The 14,836-nt window shown below is 52.3% G+C and carries 13 protein-coding genes and 1 pseudogene; 7 read left to right on the top strand and 7 right to left on the bottom strand.

The window, feature by feature from the left end; translation table 11 throughout:
* Nucleotides 1-568: 568 nt before the first annotated feature.
* The 3 genes from AD948_RS01710 (at nucleotide 569) to AD948_RS01700 (ending at nucleotide 4,617) form a co-directional block, all read left to right on the top strand.
* Entirely contained in the window at nucleotides 569-1,771 is a 1,203-nt protein-coding gene (locus AD948_RS01710) for a glycosyltransferase (RefSeq protein ID WP_061470407.1), read from the top strand.
* Between the two features lie 16 nt (nucleotides 1,772-1,787).
* Nucleotides 1,788-3,266, top strand: coding sequence for a glycosyltransferase (locus AD948_RS01705; RefSeq protein ID WP_061470406.1), 1,479 nt, complete (start codon nucleotides 1,788-1,790; stop codon nucleotides 3,264-3,266).
* Nucleotides 3,267-3,579: 313 nt separating this feature from the next.
* Nucleotides 3,580-4,617, top strand: a complete 1,038-nt coding sequence (locus AD948_RS01700; protein WP_061470405.1) for a polysaccharide pyruvyl transferase family protein — start codon at nucleotides 3,580-3,582, stop codon at nucleotides 4,615-4,617.
* A gap of 532 nt (nucleotides 4,618-5,149) precedes the next feature.
* Here the strand turns inward: AD948_RS01700 and hpf are convergent.
* A complete protein-coding gene (gene hpf, locus AD948_RS01695) occupies nucleotides 5,150-5,770 on the bottom strand; it encodes a ribosome hibernation-promoting factor, HPF/YfiA family (protein WP_006559831.1) in 621 nt (206 codons plus the stop codon).
* Nucleotides 5,771-6,095: 325 nt separating this feature from the next.
* Here hpf and AD948_RS01690 point away from each other — a divergent pair, with 325 nt between their 5' ends.
* Nucleotides 6,096-6,371 carry a hypothetical protein gene (locus tag AD948_RS01690; protein ID WP_156478891.1) on the top strand — a complete coding sequence of 92 codons (276 nt, stop codon included), beginning with the start codon at nucleotides 6,096-6,098 and terminating at the stop codon, nucleotides 6,369-6,371.
* A gap of 296 nt (nucleotides 6,372-6,667) precedes the next feature.
* On the opposite strand, the gene lptB is transcribed toward AD948_RS01690, so the two are convergent.
* From lptB to AD948_RS01665, 5 genes are all read right to left on the bottom strand, one after another.
* Nucleotides 6,668-7,483 (bottom strand): LPS export ABC transporter ATP-binding protein, encoded by an 816-nt coding sequence (lptB, locus tag AD948_RS01685; RefSeq protein ID WP_006559834.1) that lies wholly within the window; start codon nucleotides 7,481-7,483, stop codon nucleotides 6,668-6,670.
* A gap of 2 nt (nucleotides 7,484-7,485) precedes the next feature.
* Nucleotides 7,486-8,442 (bottom strand): LptA/OstA family protein, encoded by a 957-nt coding sequence (locus AD948_RS01680; RefSeq protein ID WP_248845881.1) that lies wholly within the window; start codon nucleotides 8,440-8,442, stop codon nucleotides 7,486-7,488.
* A gap of 107 nt (nucleotides 8,443-8,549) precedes the next feature.
* A complete protein-coding gene (lptC, locus tag AD948_RS01675) occupies nucleotides 8,550-9,284 on the bottom strand; it encodes an LPS export ABC transporter periplasmic protein LptC (protein WP_006559836.1) in 735 nt (244 codons plus the stop codon).
* Complete coding sequence (locus AD948_RS01670; protein WP_061470403.1) at nucleotides 9,281-10,312, bottom strand: KpsF/GutQ family sugar-phosphate isomerase; 1,032 nt, start codon at nucleotides 10,310-10,312, stop codon at nucleotides 9,281-9,283. Before AD948_RS01670 ends, lptC begins: the two co-directional genes overlap by 4 nt.
* Nucleotides 10,313-10,339: 27 nt before the next feature.
* Nucleotides 10,340-10,999 (bottom strand): ribonuclease D, encoded by a 660-nt coding sequence (locus AD948_RS01665; protein ID WP_061470409.1) that lies wholly within the window; start codon nucleotides 10,997-10,999, stop codon nucleotides 10,340-10,342.
* A gap of 497 nt (nucleotides 11,000-11,496) precedes the next feature.
* Between AD948_RS01665 and proP the strand changes: the two genes are divergently transcribed.
* The 3 genes from proP to rlmB all read left to right on the top strand — a co-directional run bounded on the left by proP (nucleotide 11,497) and on the right by rlmB (nucleotide 14,354).
* Entirely contained in the window at nucleotides 11,497-12,951 is a 1,455-nt protein-coding gene (gene proP, locus AD948_RS01660; RefSeq protein WP_061470402.1) for a glycine betaine/L-proline transporter ProP, read from the top strand.
* Nucleotides 12,952-13,023: 72 nt separating this feature from the next.
* Complete coding sequence (locus tag AD948_RS01655) at nucleotides 13,024-13,455, top strand: NUDIX hydrolase (protein WP_061470401.1); 432 nt, start codon at nucleotides 13,024-13,026, stop codon at nucleotides 13,453-13,455.
* 59 nt (nucleotides 13,456-13,514) lie between these two features.
* A complete protein-coding gene (rlmB, locus tag AD948_RS01650; protein WP_035378126.1) occupies nucleotides 13,515-14,354 on the top strand; it encodes a 23S rRNA (guanosine(2251)-2'-O)-methyltransferase RlmB in 840 nt (279 codons plus the stop codon).
* Here the strand turns inward: rlmB and AD948_RS01645 are convergent.
* Nucleotides 14,288-14,836, bottom strand: a pseudogene (locus AD948_RS01645) (hypothetical protein); the annotation flags it as partial. The gene rlmB and the pseudogene AD948_RS01645 overlap by 67 nt on opposite strands.

Raw genomic sequence — 14,836 nt, 5'->3', positions numbered from 1 at the left:
AGTCATGATCTGGAGCGCTTGAATGTCGATTAGCCCTAGTATCCCGATCAGGACGTTTTTCTGAGCATTCCTGCGCTTCAACCTTATGTAAGGTGCGCACAGCGGACTGTCTCGGGAGGGGGGCTGCGAGACTTGGTGTGCTGCATCCTGTTTAAAAAGAGGCTTCAGTTCGGTCGTATGTCTCACTTGCAAAAGCAGGGGGCAGTTCTTGCGTCCAAAGAGCTTCTGGGGCTATATCCGTAAGAGATTTGGATACGAAAATATTTCCCACCATGATGCTTCCATACAGGAACACTACGCTGTGCAACGTGCTATAAAATGTGTTGTCCAGAAAGAGAGAAGAGTCCTCAGAATGTTTTATGATTTTAGGAAAAATTATGATTCTGATGAAAGAGGATTTCAACGCGATGAGATGACGAGTGCAGCCTTTTAGTGGCACGTTTATGCATTCTTGAGCGTGGGAAAATTCTTTTCATCCTTCCAGATGTAATGTCCTGAGCTGACGTGGAACGCCAACAAGATTACGTTTGATACGAACAAAGACGTTTGAAAAAGAGAGATAGATAAAATGAAGAAAAACGAGATTGTTTTCAAGAACGAACAATTCTCTTCTCCTCTTCAGGCGGGGAGTGTCAGTATTATCGTTCCAGTATATAATACAGAAAATTATGTTATTGAAACTCTGAACAGCCTTATGGGCGAAGAACAGGGCCGCCACGAAATTCTTGTTGTACATGATGGCGGAACTGACAACAGTTTAAATCTTGCTATTGAGTGGGCAAAGACTGTTGAAAACCCTGTTGCCATTATTGACCAGGCCAACGCGGGTCTTTCTCAAGCCCGAATGTCGGGTCTGTCATATGCACGTGGCGATTATATTGCCTTTCTCGACAGTGATGATGTGGTGACACCGGGTCTATACACCCGCATGGCGCGTTATGCCGCAGAGGAGCAGTGTGAGCTTGTGATCTGCCGAAGCGCGGTTTTTGATGACAGTAATAGCCATCTGAGTGACTTTTATGATGACTGGCTGTGGAATGATCTGTTGCAGAATGCTCCATCAAAAACAACATCGCTGAAAGACTCACCCATGTTGCTTCGGTTGGAGCCTAACGCCAATACACGGGTTATGAGCCGTGCATTCATGGTTGCAGAGGGAATTTGTTTTGAACAAGGGCTGATTTTTGAAGATCTGCCCCCTCATACTCACGAAATAGCGGCCGCCAGGCGCATCGGTCTTTTGAATGAAACTGGCTATCATTATCGGATTAACAGGCCTGGGAAAATCACACAGGAACGCAGTCAGCGCAGGTTCCATATTTTCAAAAGTGTTGAACTTGCAATTCAATATGGGAAGCAATATTCGATCGATAATGAAGCAGGCGCTGCACTTGTCAGTTTGATGACACGTATGATTATTTGGTGCGGAGAAAATGTGCTCCTCCCGCAAAGGCAGGAGTTTTTCACGCAGGCCTGTGAACTATATGCGACCATCCCTGAAGACTGGTTTGCAACGTATCATAGAGTTTTTTCTGAGAACCCATGGGAGATCAGACAGTCTCTTTTCCTGAAAAATAATGACCGTCTTGCTCTGGTTAAAGACACGCTTGCTGCGCACGAAAAAGAAGATGATGCCTCTTCTGAAGCCCAGTCCAGCCTGCTTGCCAGCGGGGACGCGCGTCCAGTCATACATCCCAAGCGATTGGTGGGAGCGGCCAAAAGGCGATTGGGCAATCTGATGAACAAAATGTCCAACATTTCCGGCTCCTGATAGCGAGAACAGGCTGATGATCCGTTTTTCCAATTTTCATAGTCATATTCGTAAAATACCACTTTCTGTTCCAGCGCATATTAGAGACGAGGATGTCGGGCGCTTGGAACATTCATGGTTCGGTCCACGTTTCTGTTCTCAGAAACGTAATGGTGTCGGATTGTTTGTTGGTGGTCGATCCGGGTTGGAATGTCTGCTTCACCTTCATTACGCTCCGGAAGCTTCTGTTTATGTGGTCGAGCCGGATTTTTTCCTTCGTGCATCCTTGACCGGCTTGTTTGGAACGGATCCTCGTGTTTCGATTTATGAAAGTCTGGATGCGTTTCTTGCCGCAGCAAAAGATGTTGAAACACTTGATTTCGTGCGGATTGATGATGCGTATTATCCGACTGTTTGGACTCTGATCAAACATTTTAGAATTAAAGCGCTCACGACAGAGATCCCATTTTCATGCAGCATTTATGATATTTCGGAACAATTACGTCCTCACGTCTCTTTTCTCTATCTTGCTCACGCGAGTGGACGTGGGCGGGGCTTTGATAAGCCTCAGCCTAAAATAGCTGTTTCTGTTATTGTGCCGGCTTATGGTGTTGCCGCTCAGCTTCCGCAATGTCTGGACAGTCTGGTTGAGCAGACATTGGAGCGGCTGGAAATTATTGTGGTGGATGATGGCTCTCCAGATGCCTGCGGAGAAATAGCCGACAGTTATGCCCAGAAATTTCCGGAGCGTGTTGTTGTTGTGCACAAGGCCAACGGAGGATGTGCTTCTGCGCGAAATGCAGGGATGGCCGTTGCACGTGGGCAGTTTATCGGGTTTGTGGACGGTGATGACTGGGTTACCCCAGACATGTATTCCGATCTGTACAAAATGGCTGTGGAAAATGCAGCAGATGTTGCCCAGGGAGGGTACTGCCTTGCATATGAAGGCGGCCTAATTGCCAATAGCAACGATATTTACGCAGGACGTGATGGCCTGTTTAAAAGATCTGGTATTGTTGATAATCCGCTCAGTCTGCTGACAGGCCAGCCTACTATCTGGCGGCGCATCTATGCGAAAGAACTTCTGACTGAAAACAAGATTATTTTTCCGGAACATATAAAACGTTTTGATGATCTTCCTTTTCAGTTTGAAGCTCTGAGCTTGGCAAGGCGCATTGTAACGACGGCGAAGGATTATTACTATTATAGGCAAGGAAGGCTAGGGCAGGATATCCTTGCAAAAGACGAGAAATTGTTTGTACATTTTGATATTTTTGATTACTTGAAGCCAAGAGTAACATCGCGAATGCGCAATGATGTTATTGAGCAGCTTATGATGGTTGAAGTGAACACCCACATATGGGCTCTGGGGCGATTGGATAGTAATCTTGTGGAAGATTATAAATCCCGTGCCATGCGGTCTCTGCATGATGGATACAAAATGCTTGCCCCTAAAGCACGCCGAAAAATCATGGAAAAAGTGAATACGGAAATAGAAAAAGCATCACGTCATTAATACCTAGGCGCTCTTGCTCTTTTCTTGGGAAGAAAAGAGCAAGAGCGGGGGCGAAGGCATCTGTCTAGATGGTTGTTCTTGAAACTTTTCTATAGGCTTGAGCCTTCTGGCACATAGTTTCGGTGGTCGGTATTTTCTCGGGAATAGAGAGCTGCGACATCTACCTGCGCCAGATGTCCTCACTATCTATCTGGCTTCCTACCTGTCACAAATGCGATTTTTTCTCACTCTCTTCTGAGTGGTTGTAACAACGAAATGGGTCTAAGGTTGTAGATCTAAATGTTTTGTTTGTCTGAAGAGGGTAGGTAATCTTATGAAAACCGGGTTTTTTGCAAAAACTGTAAAACAATATTCCTCTCTTGAAGAAAAAATAGAAGCTGTTGGATGGAATACGGGTAATATCGTGTTCACGAATTCAATAATAAATCTCCTGGAATGTGAAATTGTTTCAGAAGATGCAGAAGAGGAAACACTCAGTAATTTTGACCAATTTATTACGACAGAACTGATATGGTTGCGTGAAAATGTGCAGCCATGGCTTAGTTTAACAAAGCAATTGGAAAAGGCAGGAGATAAACCCCTTGTTCCGATTAGCATTGGCTTGCAGTCAAAATATTTTAAAAAAGACTTTTGTCTCCATCCGGAAATCATAAGCATATTAAAAGCAATGGAGGAGAAAACCTGTTTTGCAGTAAGAGGAATATATACATATGATATTTTATATAAAAACGGCATAAGGAATATGGAAGTAATTGGGTGTCCTTCATTATATCAGATCCCTCTCTACCAAAACTCATTTGATTTTCTAAAAGACTATAAATATGGAAAAGCTGTTTCCAATTTTCGGACATTTGATACGGATCTGACCGAAAAAGAATATAAAGTATTGAAATATCTAAGTAAAAATTGCGATGGATTTGTTGAGCAAACTTTTGATTACATACAAAATATAAATGGTTCAGATAGTGAGATAGATAAATGGATTGAGGACAGTAAAAGTATTTATTTTGATGTGGACACGTGGCTATTAAATAGCAAAAAATATAATTTTAGTATTGGGTCTCGGTTTCACGGGAACGTGATGGCAATTCTATCAGGTGTTCCTGCATTGTTTTTAGCTATTGATAGTAGAACAAAAGAGATGACTAATTTTTTTGATCTACCATCTCTTGAGTTTGAGGATTTCGATGAATACAGAACGATGGAATATTATAGGGATTCCACAAACTACGATAATTTTATAAAAAAATATAACTACAACACTCAAAACTTTATATCTTACTTAAGTAAGTGCAATATAAATATTTCTGAAAAATACAAAGAAAAATTCTCAAATTTTTTGCTTAAATAGTAAGAAAGGTATTGGCTGGTATAGAAAAATGAGGAGAGCGGGCGAGCAATATCTCTGTCGTATAAGTGGAGGGTTCTAAAAACCCTCTTTCGCCTGTATAAAAACCGTATCCCAATTGATATTGCTACTATTGGGAAAATAAAAATAGGGCTTTTTAGCCCCCAAGTTGAAAACGGCTTGCGTTTTGACTCATCATTGTCATGGGGTGAGTTATTCGATTTTACTATTTGATCTTGTTCTGGATACCATATCTGGAAAAGTCATAAACATAATTAGGGTAAGGCTACCCCAGCCAATATTTTTCCCGATGGCGAGCAACAACTTCGCTTGTCTCTCTTTGAGAGCATATCAAAAAGAACTATCAGGCCGTTCTTGATCGTTATCTCGAAGGAGAAGAGTTGTTGCCCTACCATTCTGTGGATGGATTTTCCTTCTTCGTGCGACTGTGAACGTCCTCAGCCCATGAAGGAATGATGCCGTGTTATAGGCAGCATTCCTCGACTAATAAGGCTTTATCCAGTCAAGCACAAACTCAACCAGGCCCCGTATCTACCCAGCCGATATTTCCGTCATCTCGGCGGAAGACCACGTTGATCTGTTGATTTTTGCGGTTTCGGAACAGAAGGATGGTGCTTGCTGCAAGGTCCAGTCGCATCACGGCTTCGCTGACGCTGAGGTGAGGGATGTCCGTGGTGTGTTCCGCGATTATAGCGGCGTATGTTTCCTGTTCCTCGGCTTCGTCTGTGGCGGCCTGTGTTTTATTGGCGTGTCCGTTTGCTTTGCCTTTTTTGTTCGGCGGAGGCTGTTGCAGGATATAGGAACGGCCTGTTTCGGGAATTGCATCACTCTTGGTGGCACGAGCGTGGGACGTTACGCGCCGATGGTAACGGCGCAGCCGTTTGGCAATATGCTCGGCAGCGTCATCAAACGCGGTATTGGCGTCCGCTGCTTCCCCTTCACCACGCAACGTAAGGCCACGGCCAGCATGGACATTGATATCGCACGTGAAAAAGGAACGCGCCTTGCTGAAGGTGACCTTGGCTTCCAGCGCCTTGTCAAAATACCGGTCCGCCAGATTGCCCATATGGGTATTGACGCGGTGCTTGAGTGCGTCAGACAGATCAATCTGTTTGCCGGAAACATGAATATGCATTCGGATGTCCTTCCTTGTCTGTTACAAGCAGGACCGTCGCGCCTGAATCATGAGCCACACGGTGCTGCGGCCTGTTTTCAGGCGCTGGCGGCTTTAACCGTCAATCATGCAGCCATGGAGTCTGCACGATCTGAAGTTTATTTGGGCACGCTCTCGCGGGTGTGTCCATTCTTTTGTTACAGATTTAATGCATCACCAAGGCTGACAGTTCCCTCGCCATTCCAATGATTATGCAGGCAGCGCAAAAAACTGCTGATGTGGGGTTGCTGCCCACAACGGCTACCGCGTACAAACGAAGCAGAGTTGCAAGCCAGACAAGGACATCATGCTTTTACGTTCAAGCCCACCTGCCAATATGCCTAAAATGCGTCGTAGCTGGCGGGCCAAACTTGTCGTGCTTGGTGTTCTGGCCACAGGCTACGGTGCCTTCATGTGGCATATGATGCACAGCAAGCCACCCGTTATTATGGAACGGGTGCTTATTCCGGTGGATGTGGTGAAAGAGAAAAAGCAGGCCGAGCCGCCTGCGCCTCCCGTGCCGCCTATCCCGTTGATACAGCCTCCACACGTGGATCTTCCGCCGCCGGTTATCCATCGCTAAGCATTTCCGCCGTCTGGGCAATGTTGCGATGGGTTAGCGGTCAAGTGTCGAGCACCTGTTGAAAATCATGCTGTCCTACGTGGGGTAGAAGCATGATAGGGCCTGGAGAAAAAGCATAGTCGGGTGGTTTCCCGCCCCTAGAGGCTTCTGTTCCTCATCATTTTTACGGAAACGGCCACCATTCGGGCGGGCAGGGCTTTTGGGGTCGGAATACATACCTGCCAGAGAAAGGCATGCAGGAAGCCCGTTGCAGGCCAGAGCGATCCAGCAGGTTTTGCAAGCAGCTTCCCTGACTATTACAGCGAGAAGCTTTCCCCCAGATAGACGCGGCGGACGTCTTCATGGGCCACAATTTCTTCTGGCACGCCCTGCATCAGCACCTGCCCACTATGCATGATATAGGCACGGTCAATGACCTCAAGTGTTTCGCGCACGTTGTGGTCTGTAATCAGCACGCCAATGCCACGGTCTTTCAGGTGGGACACAAGGTCACGAATTTCGCCCACGGCAATGGGGTCAATACCGGCCAAAGGTTCGTCCAGCAGGATGTAATGCGGCTGGCTGGCAAGCGCACGCGCAATTTCCAGACGCCGACGTTCCCCGCCCGAGAGCGCCAGAGAAGGAGAGCGACGAAGGTGAGAAATACCGAATTCGCTCAGAAGGCCATCCAGCATCACTTCCCGTTTGTCCGGGTCCTGCTCCACCACTTCCAGAGCCGCCATAATGTTCTGCTCAACATTCAGGCCACGGAAAATGCTGGCCTCCTGCGGTAGATAGCCAATGCCCAGCCGCGCCCGACGATACATGGGCAACTGCGTAATATCGGCTCCGTCCAGCGTGATGGAGCCTGTATCTGGCTGCACAAGGCCCACAATCATGTAGAAGCTGGTGGTTTTCCCGGCCCCGTTTGGCCCCAGCAGACCAACGGCTTCACCCCGATGCACTTCAATGGAGACGTTCTTCACCACCTCGCGCTTCTTGTAGGATTTGCCTATTCCGTGCGCAAAGAGCCCGTGCCCCGGTTTGTGCTGGGCATTCAAGAAAGCCGGTTCCGGCCCGATGATGCGTTCTTCCACTGTTTCTTCAGCGGTCCAGGTAATTTCCTGAGTCATCCTTATTTCCTGTCTGACCCATCGCCGTTATTGGGCACCACAACCCCGCTTACCCGGCTGCCGGGGTGTTCGGTCATGGTGGCTAGGCCTGTATGCATATTGATAATGGCGGCCGCACCCTGGATCTGGTTGGCACCACGGGTGATATGCACGTTCCCCACAATCCGCGCAATGCCTGTATCCGGCACGTAAACACCCCGATCCCCGGTTACGATTTCCGTCTGTGTTCTGACCCAGACATGGCCAAATGCGTTCACTTTTTCCAGCTTGCCGGAGCCGTTGCTCAGTGGATCACCGGACGTCTGTTTACCAGCATCCTGCTGCCCATTCTGGGGTTGAGCGGTGTTATCAGGTGGCGCGCTGTACCCTACAAGCACATCCGCCCGAATCTGGCGTCCATCATTGGTGGTAACGGTGGCATTGCCGCGCCCGATGGAAATGCGCTGCTGGGAATAATATTCCATGGAATCACGTGCTGTCAGCAGATCCTGTGGGGTCACCAGTTTCATGGCTTTCCCGTTCATGACCAGCACAGCCTGATCCATGTCATAGACCGCCTTATCCCCCCAGGCCTGATCGGTCTGAGTGTAGATATGTACGTGCCCAATGGCCTCCAGCCGATAGATTTCATTCGCACCGGAAGAGTCTGGATCACCACCTGCGGCGGGTTGGCCTGACGCGGGTGGAGCGGCAGGGGGCGTGCCTGCCGTTGTATTGGCTGATGCGGGAGGCTTCTGGTCTGTCCCGGCATCAGGGCCGGGGGCGGGGCCATCGGGTGCGGTTTTTTTGCGATAATAGGCAATCAGCTTATCGGCCGTTACCGTAACATCGCCACGGATGGCTTTTGCCTGATCATAGGCAGTGACTTTTTTCTGGTTCTGGTCCCAGTCAAATCCTCCTACGGCGGTAACAGTAATCTGGCCACCGTGCGAGAGATCAATGGACTGGGCGTAGGCCATACCCGGCAGAAGGGTTGCCAGCAGAACAGCACCGAATGCCAGAGGAGAATAGCGAGGCAGCTGAAAGGGGGCGGCCTTCAGGCGCACCAAAGCAACAGACGGCATAATCAGGATGCTTTCCCATCAGCGGGATGACTACCGCGATCATCATTCAGGATAAGGCGGCCCGGCCCACGAAACTGGGCAATGCCTTCATGCTGGGAGAGCAGGTAGCCTTTTGCGTCCAGCACGCCAAATGGCCCTTCCGCCCGTACCCAGGAATCCGATGCAATAATGCTACGTTTGATATCAATATCCGCTACCGGACTATGCATCATCAGGCCATCATCACGATACAGGGTTACTTCTCCTGTCAGATCAAGAATATCCGCGTGCTGCATGTATACGCCTTTTTGTGAGCGCACCAGAATCCAGTCTCCGCCCTGTGTCAGAATATCGGCGGCGGGGTTGGTCAGGTCCATCCGTTCCGGGTTGACCTGATGCGCGCTGTCTGATGTCACCATGAAGGGGCGGTTGTGTTCGTCTACCCCTCTGTAGGTGGCGCCCACCAGATTGCCACTTTCAATCTTCACCTTGGAAATTTCCCGAATGGCGGCGCTGTTGGCGTTGATCAGCCGGTCCACCTCCGGCCAGACGGCAATGGAACTCAGCAGCAGCAGGGCGGTGGCGGGCAGAACCCATTTGGCCCAGCGCAACAGGGTGCGGCGGCGGGCAAGTGTTCCGGCATCAGGCGCAACCCGGCGCTGTTGGGCAGGCGCCAGCCGCTCGCGCTGCTGGCGAATGGTTTCTTCCGAACGGGCAAAATCATCCCGCTGGGGGGATTTTCTGGGCGGTTCTGTCATCCCACACCGGCCCGCAAAAGGTCATGCACGTGCACCACGCCCAAAGGCTTACCCTCGGCATTCAGCACAAACAGGGAGGTAATGGGTCGGTCACGCTCGTTCATCAGGCGCAGGGCGTCCGCCGCAAAAACATCAGGCCCGATGGTGAGCGGAGTGCGGTTCATGACATCCTTTGCCTGCGTGATGGTAAGATCAAGGTCCAACGCCCGGCGCAGGTCGCCATCCGTGATCAGCCCCGCCAGCTTGCCATTATGGTCCAGAATACCAATGCAGCCTAGGGCTTTGCATGTCATTTCCACAATCACGTCCCGCATGGGCGTATTTTCCTGCCCGATTGGCAGGGAATTGCCGGTCCGCATGAGATCCTGCACGGTGCGCAACCGCATGCCCAGCCGCCCGCCAGGATGAAAATTCCCGAAATCGTTCGCCGTAAAGCCCCGTTGCTGGAGCAGTGCAACGGCCAGCGCATCGCCCAGGGCAAGCTGCATGATGGTGCTGGTGGTTGGGGCCAGCCCCATGGGGCAGGCTTCCGGCATGGAGGGGAGGGTGAGCGCAATATCGGCTGCCGTGGCCAGCGTGGAGGTTGCTCTGCTGGTAACGGCCAGCAAAGGCAGTTTGCAGCGGCGGGTGTGGGCGGCAATATCGCCCAGTTCCGTAGTTTCACCTGAATTGGAAAAGGCCAGAACGGCGTCACCATTCTGCACCATGCCCAGATCCCCATGGGAGGCTTCAGCCGGATGCACAAACAGGGCTGGGGTGCCGGTAGAAGCCAGTGTGGCCTGCACCTTGCGCGCAATATGCCCGGATTTGCCAATGCCCGTTACAACCAGCCGTCCCGGTAGAGTACTGATAAGTGCCACCGCCTGCGCAAATGCGCGCCCAAGGCTGTTTGGGTTCTGCAGGGCCTGTTCCAGCGCATCCAGCCCGGCGCGTTCTGCCCGCAAAACGGCCACAGCATTTGCTGTCAGCGTGGCTTGCTGGCGTGCTGCGGTTGGGGAGGCGTGTTCCGAGGCGAGAAGCTCTGTCATGCGTCAGGAGGTCCGGGTTAAAACGGGTTAAGACCGGTGAGAAAATATATCTGGGTCTTCATACCCCAGAAGATCAAGCTGGGCACGGGCGGGCAGAAAATTGTAACAGGCCTGCGCCAGTTCCCGCCGACCTTCCCGCTGGAGAAGGGCATCCATCTTCTCCCAAAGTGCATGCAGATACAGAACATCGGACGCCGCATAGGCCAGTTGTTCGGGCTTGAGGTCAGGCGCACCCCAGTCAGAGGTCTGCTGATGCTTGCTCATTTCCACCCCCAGCAGTTCCCGGCACAGAGCGGCCAGGCCATGCCGATCTGTAAAGGTGCGAACAAGGCGCGCGGCAATTTTGGTGCACACCACAGGACTGACCGTAATGCCCAGCGCATGCTGGAGAATGGCGACATCAAATCGTGCGAAATGCATGATTTTGGTCACGCTCGGGTCGGCCAGAATTTTTTTCAGGTTGGGACAGTCATATCCCGTTCCGCCCAGAGAAGGAGGGATAAGCTGCACAAGATGAGCAGTGCCATCTCCGGCGGAAAGCTGCACAAGGCAGAGCCTGTCACGATAAGGCTTAAGGCCCATGGTTTCCGTATCAACGGCCACGGAGCCAGAGAACGTCACGTCATCCGGCAGGTCGTTCCGATGTAATGTAATGGCACCTTCGGACGGGGGCCGGGATGAGGTCATGACCCGCTCCATATCTTTCTGTTAATCTGGCCAGAGCGATACCGCCGAGGGAAGGGATTGTCCATTCTGGCGCTCCTGCATCCTGTTTCAGGCGATTTGATGGTGAGTGCAGGATACTCTTTGTCATGATTTCTTTTGGAGAGGCTTCGTTTCGTGCTGGTTGGAGAGTCTGAAAAAATCAGCATATAGTAATTCATGTTTGTTTATAAGCATTATGAAAATAATTAACCGGAAATCAATGAAATAAAGATGTGGTCAATAAGTAGTTTGTATTGTTCTGTGGAGTTATTGATTTGCATGTTTTCATGAAATAAAATGACTCTCTTTTCCTTTACGTATTTTTGAACTTATGTCACATAAGCGCGCTATCTTTAATCATTAAGTTGAAGCGAAAAGTTGCTTTTCTTGCAAACAGGAAAGGCCGCTTGGCGTTGAGTTGGGTGTTGCGCAAGCCGGAGGCGCCGCACCCACGATAAATTTTGGAGGAAGAAAACCTTATGCAGGATTCTGGCACGGCGCATGCCCATTTTGGATGGTTCAAGCGCCGCAGGCAGATGAAGCCCGATGATATTACCGTGGTGGATAGCGATATGCTGAAACGTGCCGTAGGAGCAGCGGCTCTGGGCAACGCCATGGAATGGTTTGATTTTGGGGTTTATGGCTACATTGCCGTCACATTGGGGCGTGTGTTTTTTCCGTCCAATGATCCCACCGCCCAGCTTATGGCAACATTTGCAACGTTTACGGTCGCGTTTCTGGTGCGGCCTGTGGGGGGCATGGTGTTCGGCCCGCTGGGGGACCGGTATGGGCGGCAGAAAGTGCTGGCATTCACCATGGTTCTCATGGCGCTGGGCACGTTTTCCATCGGGCTTATTCCTTCCTATCACAGCATCGGGTTAGGGGCTCCGGCGCTCTTGCTTCTGGCGCGGCTTGTGCAGGGGTTTTCTACAGGTGGCGAATATGGTGGTGCTGCCACCTTTATTGCTGAATATTCCACGGACCGCAGGCGGGGCCTGATGGGAAGCTGGCTGGAGTTCGGCACTCTGGCTGGATACGTGGCCGGAGCGGGTACGGTAACCGCCCTTCAACTGGGGCTTGAAGAAAGCCAGATGCTGGCGTGGGGCTGGCGTATTCCGTTTCTGGTGGCGGGGCCGTTGGGGCTTCTGGGGCTGTATATGCGCATGAAGCTGGAAGAAACTCCGGCCTTCCAGGCGTATGCGGAGCAGGCCGAAAGCCGCGAGCATGACAAACCCGGCTGGACGGAACTGCTGCGTGTACATTGGCCACAATTGCTGAAATGCGTGGGGCTGGTGCTGGTCTTCAACGTAACGGATTACATGCTGCTGACCTACATGCCCAGTTATCTGAGTGTGACGCTTGGTTACCCGGAAAGCAAAGGCCTGTTGCTGATCATTATTGTCATGCTGATCATGATGCCGCTGAACGTGGTGGGTGGTCTCTTTAGTGACAGATTGGGGCGCAGGCCCATGATCATCGGGGCCTGTCTGGCGATCCTGCTGTTGGCTGTTCCCTCACTTCTGTTGGTGCGGAGCCACAATAATATTCTTATTTTTCTTGGTCTTATGCTTCTTGGGCTTTCTCTGGTGTGTTTTACCAGTTCCATGCCCTCAACGCTGCCAGCTCTGTTTTATACGCCCGTGCGCTACACGGCGCTCTCTGTTGCTTTCAACCTCTCCGTTTCCCTGTTTGGGGGCACAACACCGCTGGTTACAGCGTGGCTGGTGCGCACAACCGGGGATTTGATGATGCCTGCCTATTATCTGATGGGGGCAGCCGTTATTGGCATCCTGACCATGTTGACCGTGCGTGAGACAGCACGCATGCCTTTGCGTGGCTCTCCGCCTGCCGTGGCGACAGAGGCAGAAGTCAAAGCCATTCTTTCCGGGGACCACCCGATTACGGTTGATACCACCTTGCCGCCTCTGCCCTGAAGGAGGGCGGTGAGCAGAAGAAAAATGGAAATCTGAGCGGGAAGCCCAGCCGTGGCTGGAGGGAGAGATCAAATGACAGTTCCACGCGTTGGGTGCGGTGCGGCCATCCTGCGGGAGGGCAAACTGCTTTTGGTCCAGCGGCGGCGGAACCCGGAAGCGCATCATTGGGGGCTGCCGGGTGGGAAGGTTGATCCGTTTGAAACAGTGCCCGCAGCCGTAGCCCGTGAAATTCAGGAAGAAATCGGGTTGAGCATCACGCCACAGACGCTTTTATGCGTGGTGGACCAGATAGATCAGGCACAGGGGCAGCATTGGGTTGCCCCTGTCTATCTGGTGGAAGAATGGCGCGGTGAACCCACGGTGCGGGAGCCGGAGGCACTGGCAGCAGTAGGCTGGTTTGCGCTGGATGCTCTGCCTGCTCCGTTGACGGAGGCTACGCAGCAGGCCTTGCGTGCGTTGGCCGAGCGTCGGGCATGTTTGCAAAACCAGCGGCAAAAGGGATAGCCCCGCAACCGGAACATGCGGTAGGGGAGGGGAAAGAGTGAGAGAGATCAAAGGTTCTTATGCGTAATCCCCGTTCCGGTCGTTCGTCCCGTCATCAGCGCAACCAGTCCTCTGGCGGACGGGAAGGGGGCGGCGCACCAGCCGGGAGCTGCTGGTTGTTCGGCACGCATGCCGTTGCGGCGGCGCTGGCTAATCCTCGTCGTGTCTTTCAGCGTCTGCTGGTGACGGAGGGCGATCACCCCGCTCTGCTTGCCGCGCGTGAGGCCGGAGCCAGACTGACTATTGAGCCCGAGCTTGCGCAGCGCGCCAAACTGGATGAGCTTCTGGGGGCGGAGGCCGTGCATCAGGGCGTGGCTGCGCTGGTCAAGCTGCTGCCAAATCTTACACTTGATGAGGCACTGGAACGGCCGGGGCCAGTGCTGGTGCTGGATCAGGTGACAGACCCGCGCAATGTGGGGGCCATTCTACGCTCTGCCGCAGCCTTTGGGGCCGCCTGCCTTGTGGTGCAGGATCGCAACGCACCGGAAGAAACCGCCGTGCTGGCCAAAGCTGCTTCAGGAGCACTGGAAACCGTGCCCATGGTGCGGGAAGTCAATCTGTCCCGTGCGATTGAAGCCTTGCAGAAAGGCGGGTGCTGGACCGTGGGGCTGGATGCTGGCGGCGGCTTGCTGGACGGTCCTTCTTTTGAAGGCCGCCGTGTGGCGCTGGTCTTAGGGGCGGAAGGCAAGGGCCTGCGCCGCCTGACGCGCGAAAGCTGTGATGAAATTGCCGGGCTGTATATGCCCGGTGATATGGAAAGCCTGAATGTTTCTGTCGCGGCGGCGGTGGGCCTTTATGAGTTGGCCCGCGTGCGCATGCCCAGCACATACCAGCCCGCAGCAACAAAAAAGCCAACGTAATAGCCAATATCGGCCCCATTCAGCCATTTTGCGACGGGGCCGGTATAGAGCGTACTGCTTGAAAAGAGCAGGATGGTCAGCACGGCGGTCACGGAAAAAATGGTGGCCCCGTATGTCCAGCCGGGTGGAACCGGATGCACCGTGTGGTCTCCGCAATACCAGTCCGCCAGCACAATGCCGATCCACGGTGCAATCCAGTACATGGTGACCATCAGATAATCTGTGTAAAGCGTGGTGTAGCGGCCCGCGCCTGCTACAGCGAGCACGTAGCCCAGTACGGCGGTAAGAATGGCGGCGGCCACGCGGGGCACATGCAGGCCCGCGGAAATCAGGCTGTAACTGGCAGTGTTATCATTGAACGAATTGCCGGTGATGGAAGACAGCGCAATGGCTGCCAGCGCCACAGCCCCCAGAGGCCCCATGGCCTGCTGAAGCGAGGCAATAACGGCGGTGGGCGATGGGTCCGCCACGCTGCCCGCCGT

This window comes from Acetobacter senegalensis (assembly GCF_001580995.1).
Classification (GTDB): Bacteria; Pseudomonadota; Alphaproteobacteria; order Acetobacterales; family Acetobacteraceae; genus Acetobacter; species Acetobacter senegalensis.
Note: the sequence above shows the minus strand (reverse complement) of the source record. Positions and strands in the feature narration are given on the sequence as shown.

Excerpts from the sequence above, each read along its gene's own strand:
- lptB (WP_006559834.1), bottom strand. The coding sequence starts at position 7,483 with ATGACTCAGGAAATTACCTGGACCGCTGAAGAAACAGTGGAAGAACGC.
- AD948_RS01665 (WP_061470409.1), bottom strand. The coding sequence starts at position 10,999 with ATGACCTCATCCCGGCCCCCGTCCGAAGGTGCCATTACATTACATCGG.
- hpf (WP_006559831.1), bottom strand. The coding sequence starts at position 5,770 with ATGCATATTCATGTTTCCGGCAAACAGATTGATCTGTCTGACGCACTC.
- AD948_RS01700 (WP_061470405.1), top strand. The coding sequence starts at position 3,580 with ATGAAAACCGGGTTTTTTGCAAAAACTGTAAAACAATATTCCTCTCTT.
- rlmB (WP_035378126.1), top strand. The coding sequence starts at position 13,515 with ATGCGTAATCCCCGTTCCGGTCGTTCGTCCCGTCATCAGCGCAACCAG.
- lptC (WP_006559836.1), bottom strand. The coding sequence starts at position 9,284 with ATGACAGAACCGCCCAGAAAATCCCCCCAGCGGGATGATTTTGCCCGT.
- proP (WP_061470402.1), top strand. The coding sequence starts at position 11,497 with ATGCAGGATTCTGGCACGGCGCATGCCCATTTTGGATGGTTCAAGCGC.
- AD948_RS01710 (WP_061470407.1), top strand. The coding sequence starts at position 569 with ATGAAGAAAAACGAGATTGTTTTCAAGAACGAACAATTCTCTTCTCCT.
- AD948_RS01670 (WP_061470403.1), bottom strand. The coding sequence starts at position 10,312 with ATGACAGAGCTTCTCGCCTCGGAACACGCCTCCCCAACCGCAGCACGC.
- AD948_RS01690 (WP_156478891.1), top strand. The coding sequence starts at position 6,096 with ATGCTTTTACGTTCAAGCCCACCTGCCAATATGCCTAAAATGCGTCGT.
- AD948_RS01705 (WP_061470406.1), top strand. The coding sequence starts at position 1,788 with ATGATCCGTTTTTCCAATTTTCATAGTCATATTCGTAAAATACCACTT.
- AD948_RS01680 (WP_248845881.1), bottom strand. The coding sequence starts at position 8,442 with ATGGCCTACGCCCAGTCCATTGATCTCTCGCACGGTGGCCAGATTACT.
- AD948_RS01655 (WP_061470401.1), top strand. The coding sequence starts at position 13,024 with ATGACAGTTCCACGCGTTGGGTGCGGTGCGGCCATCCTGCGGGAGGGC.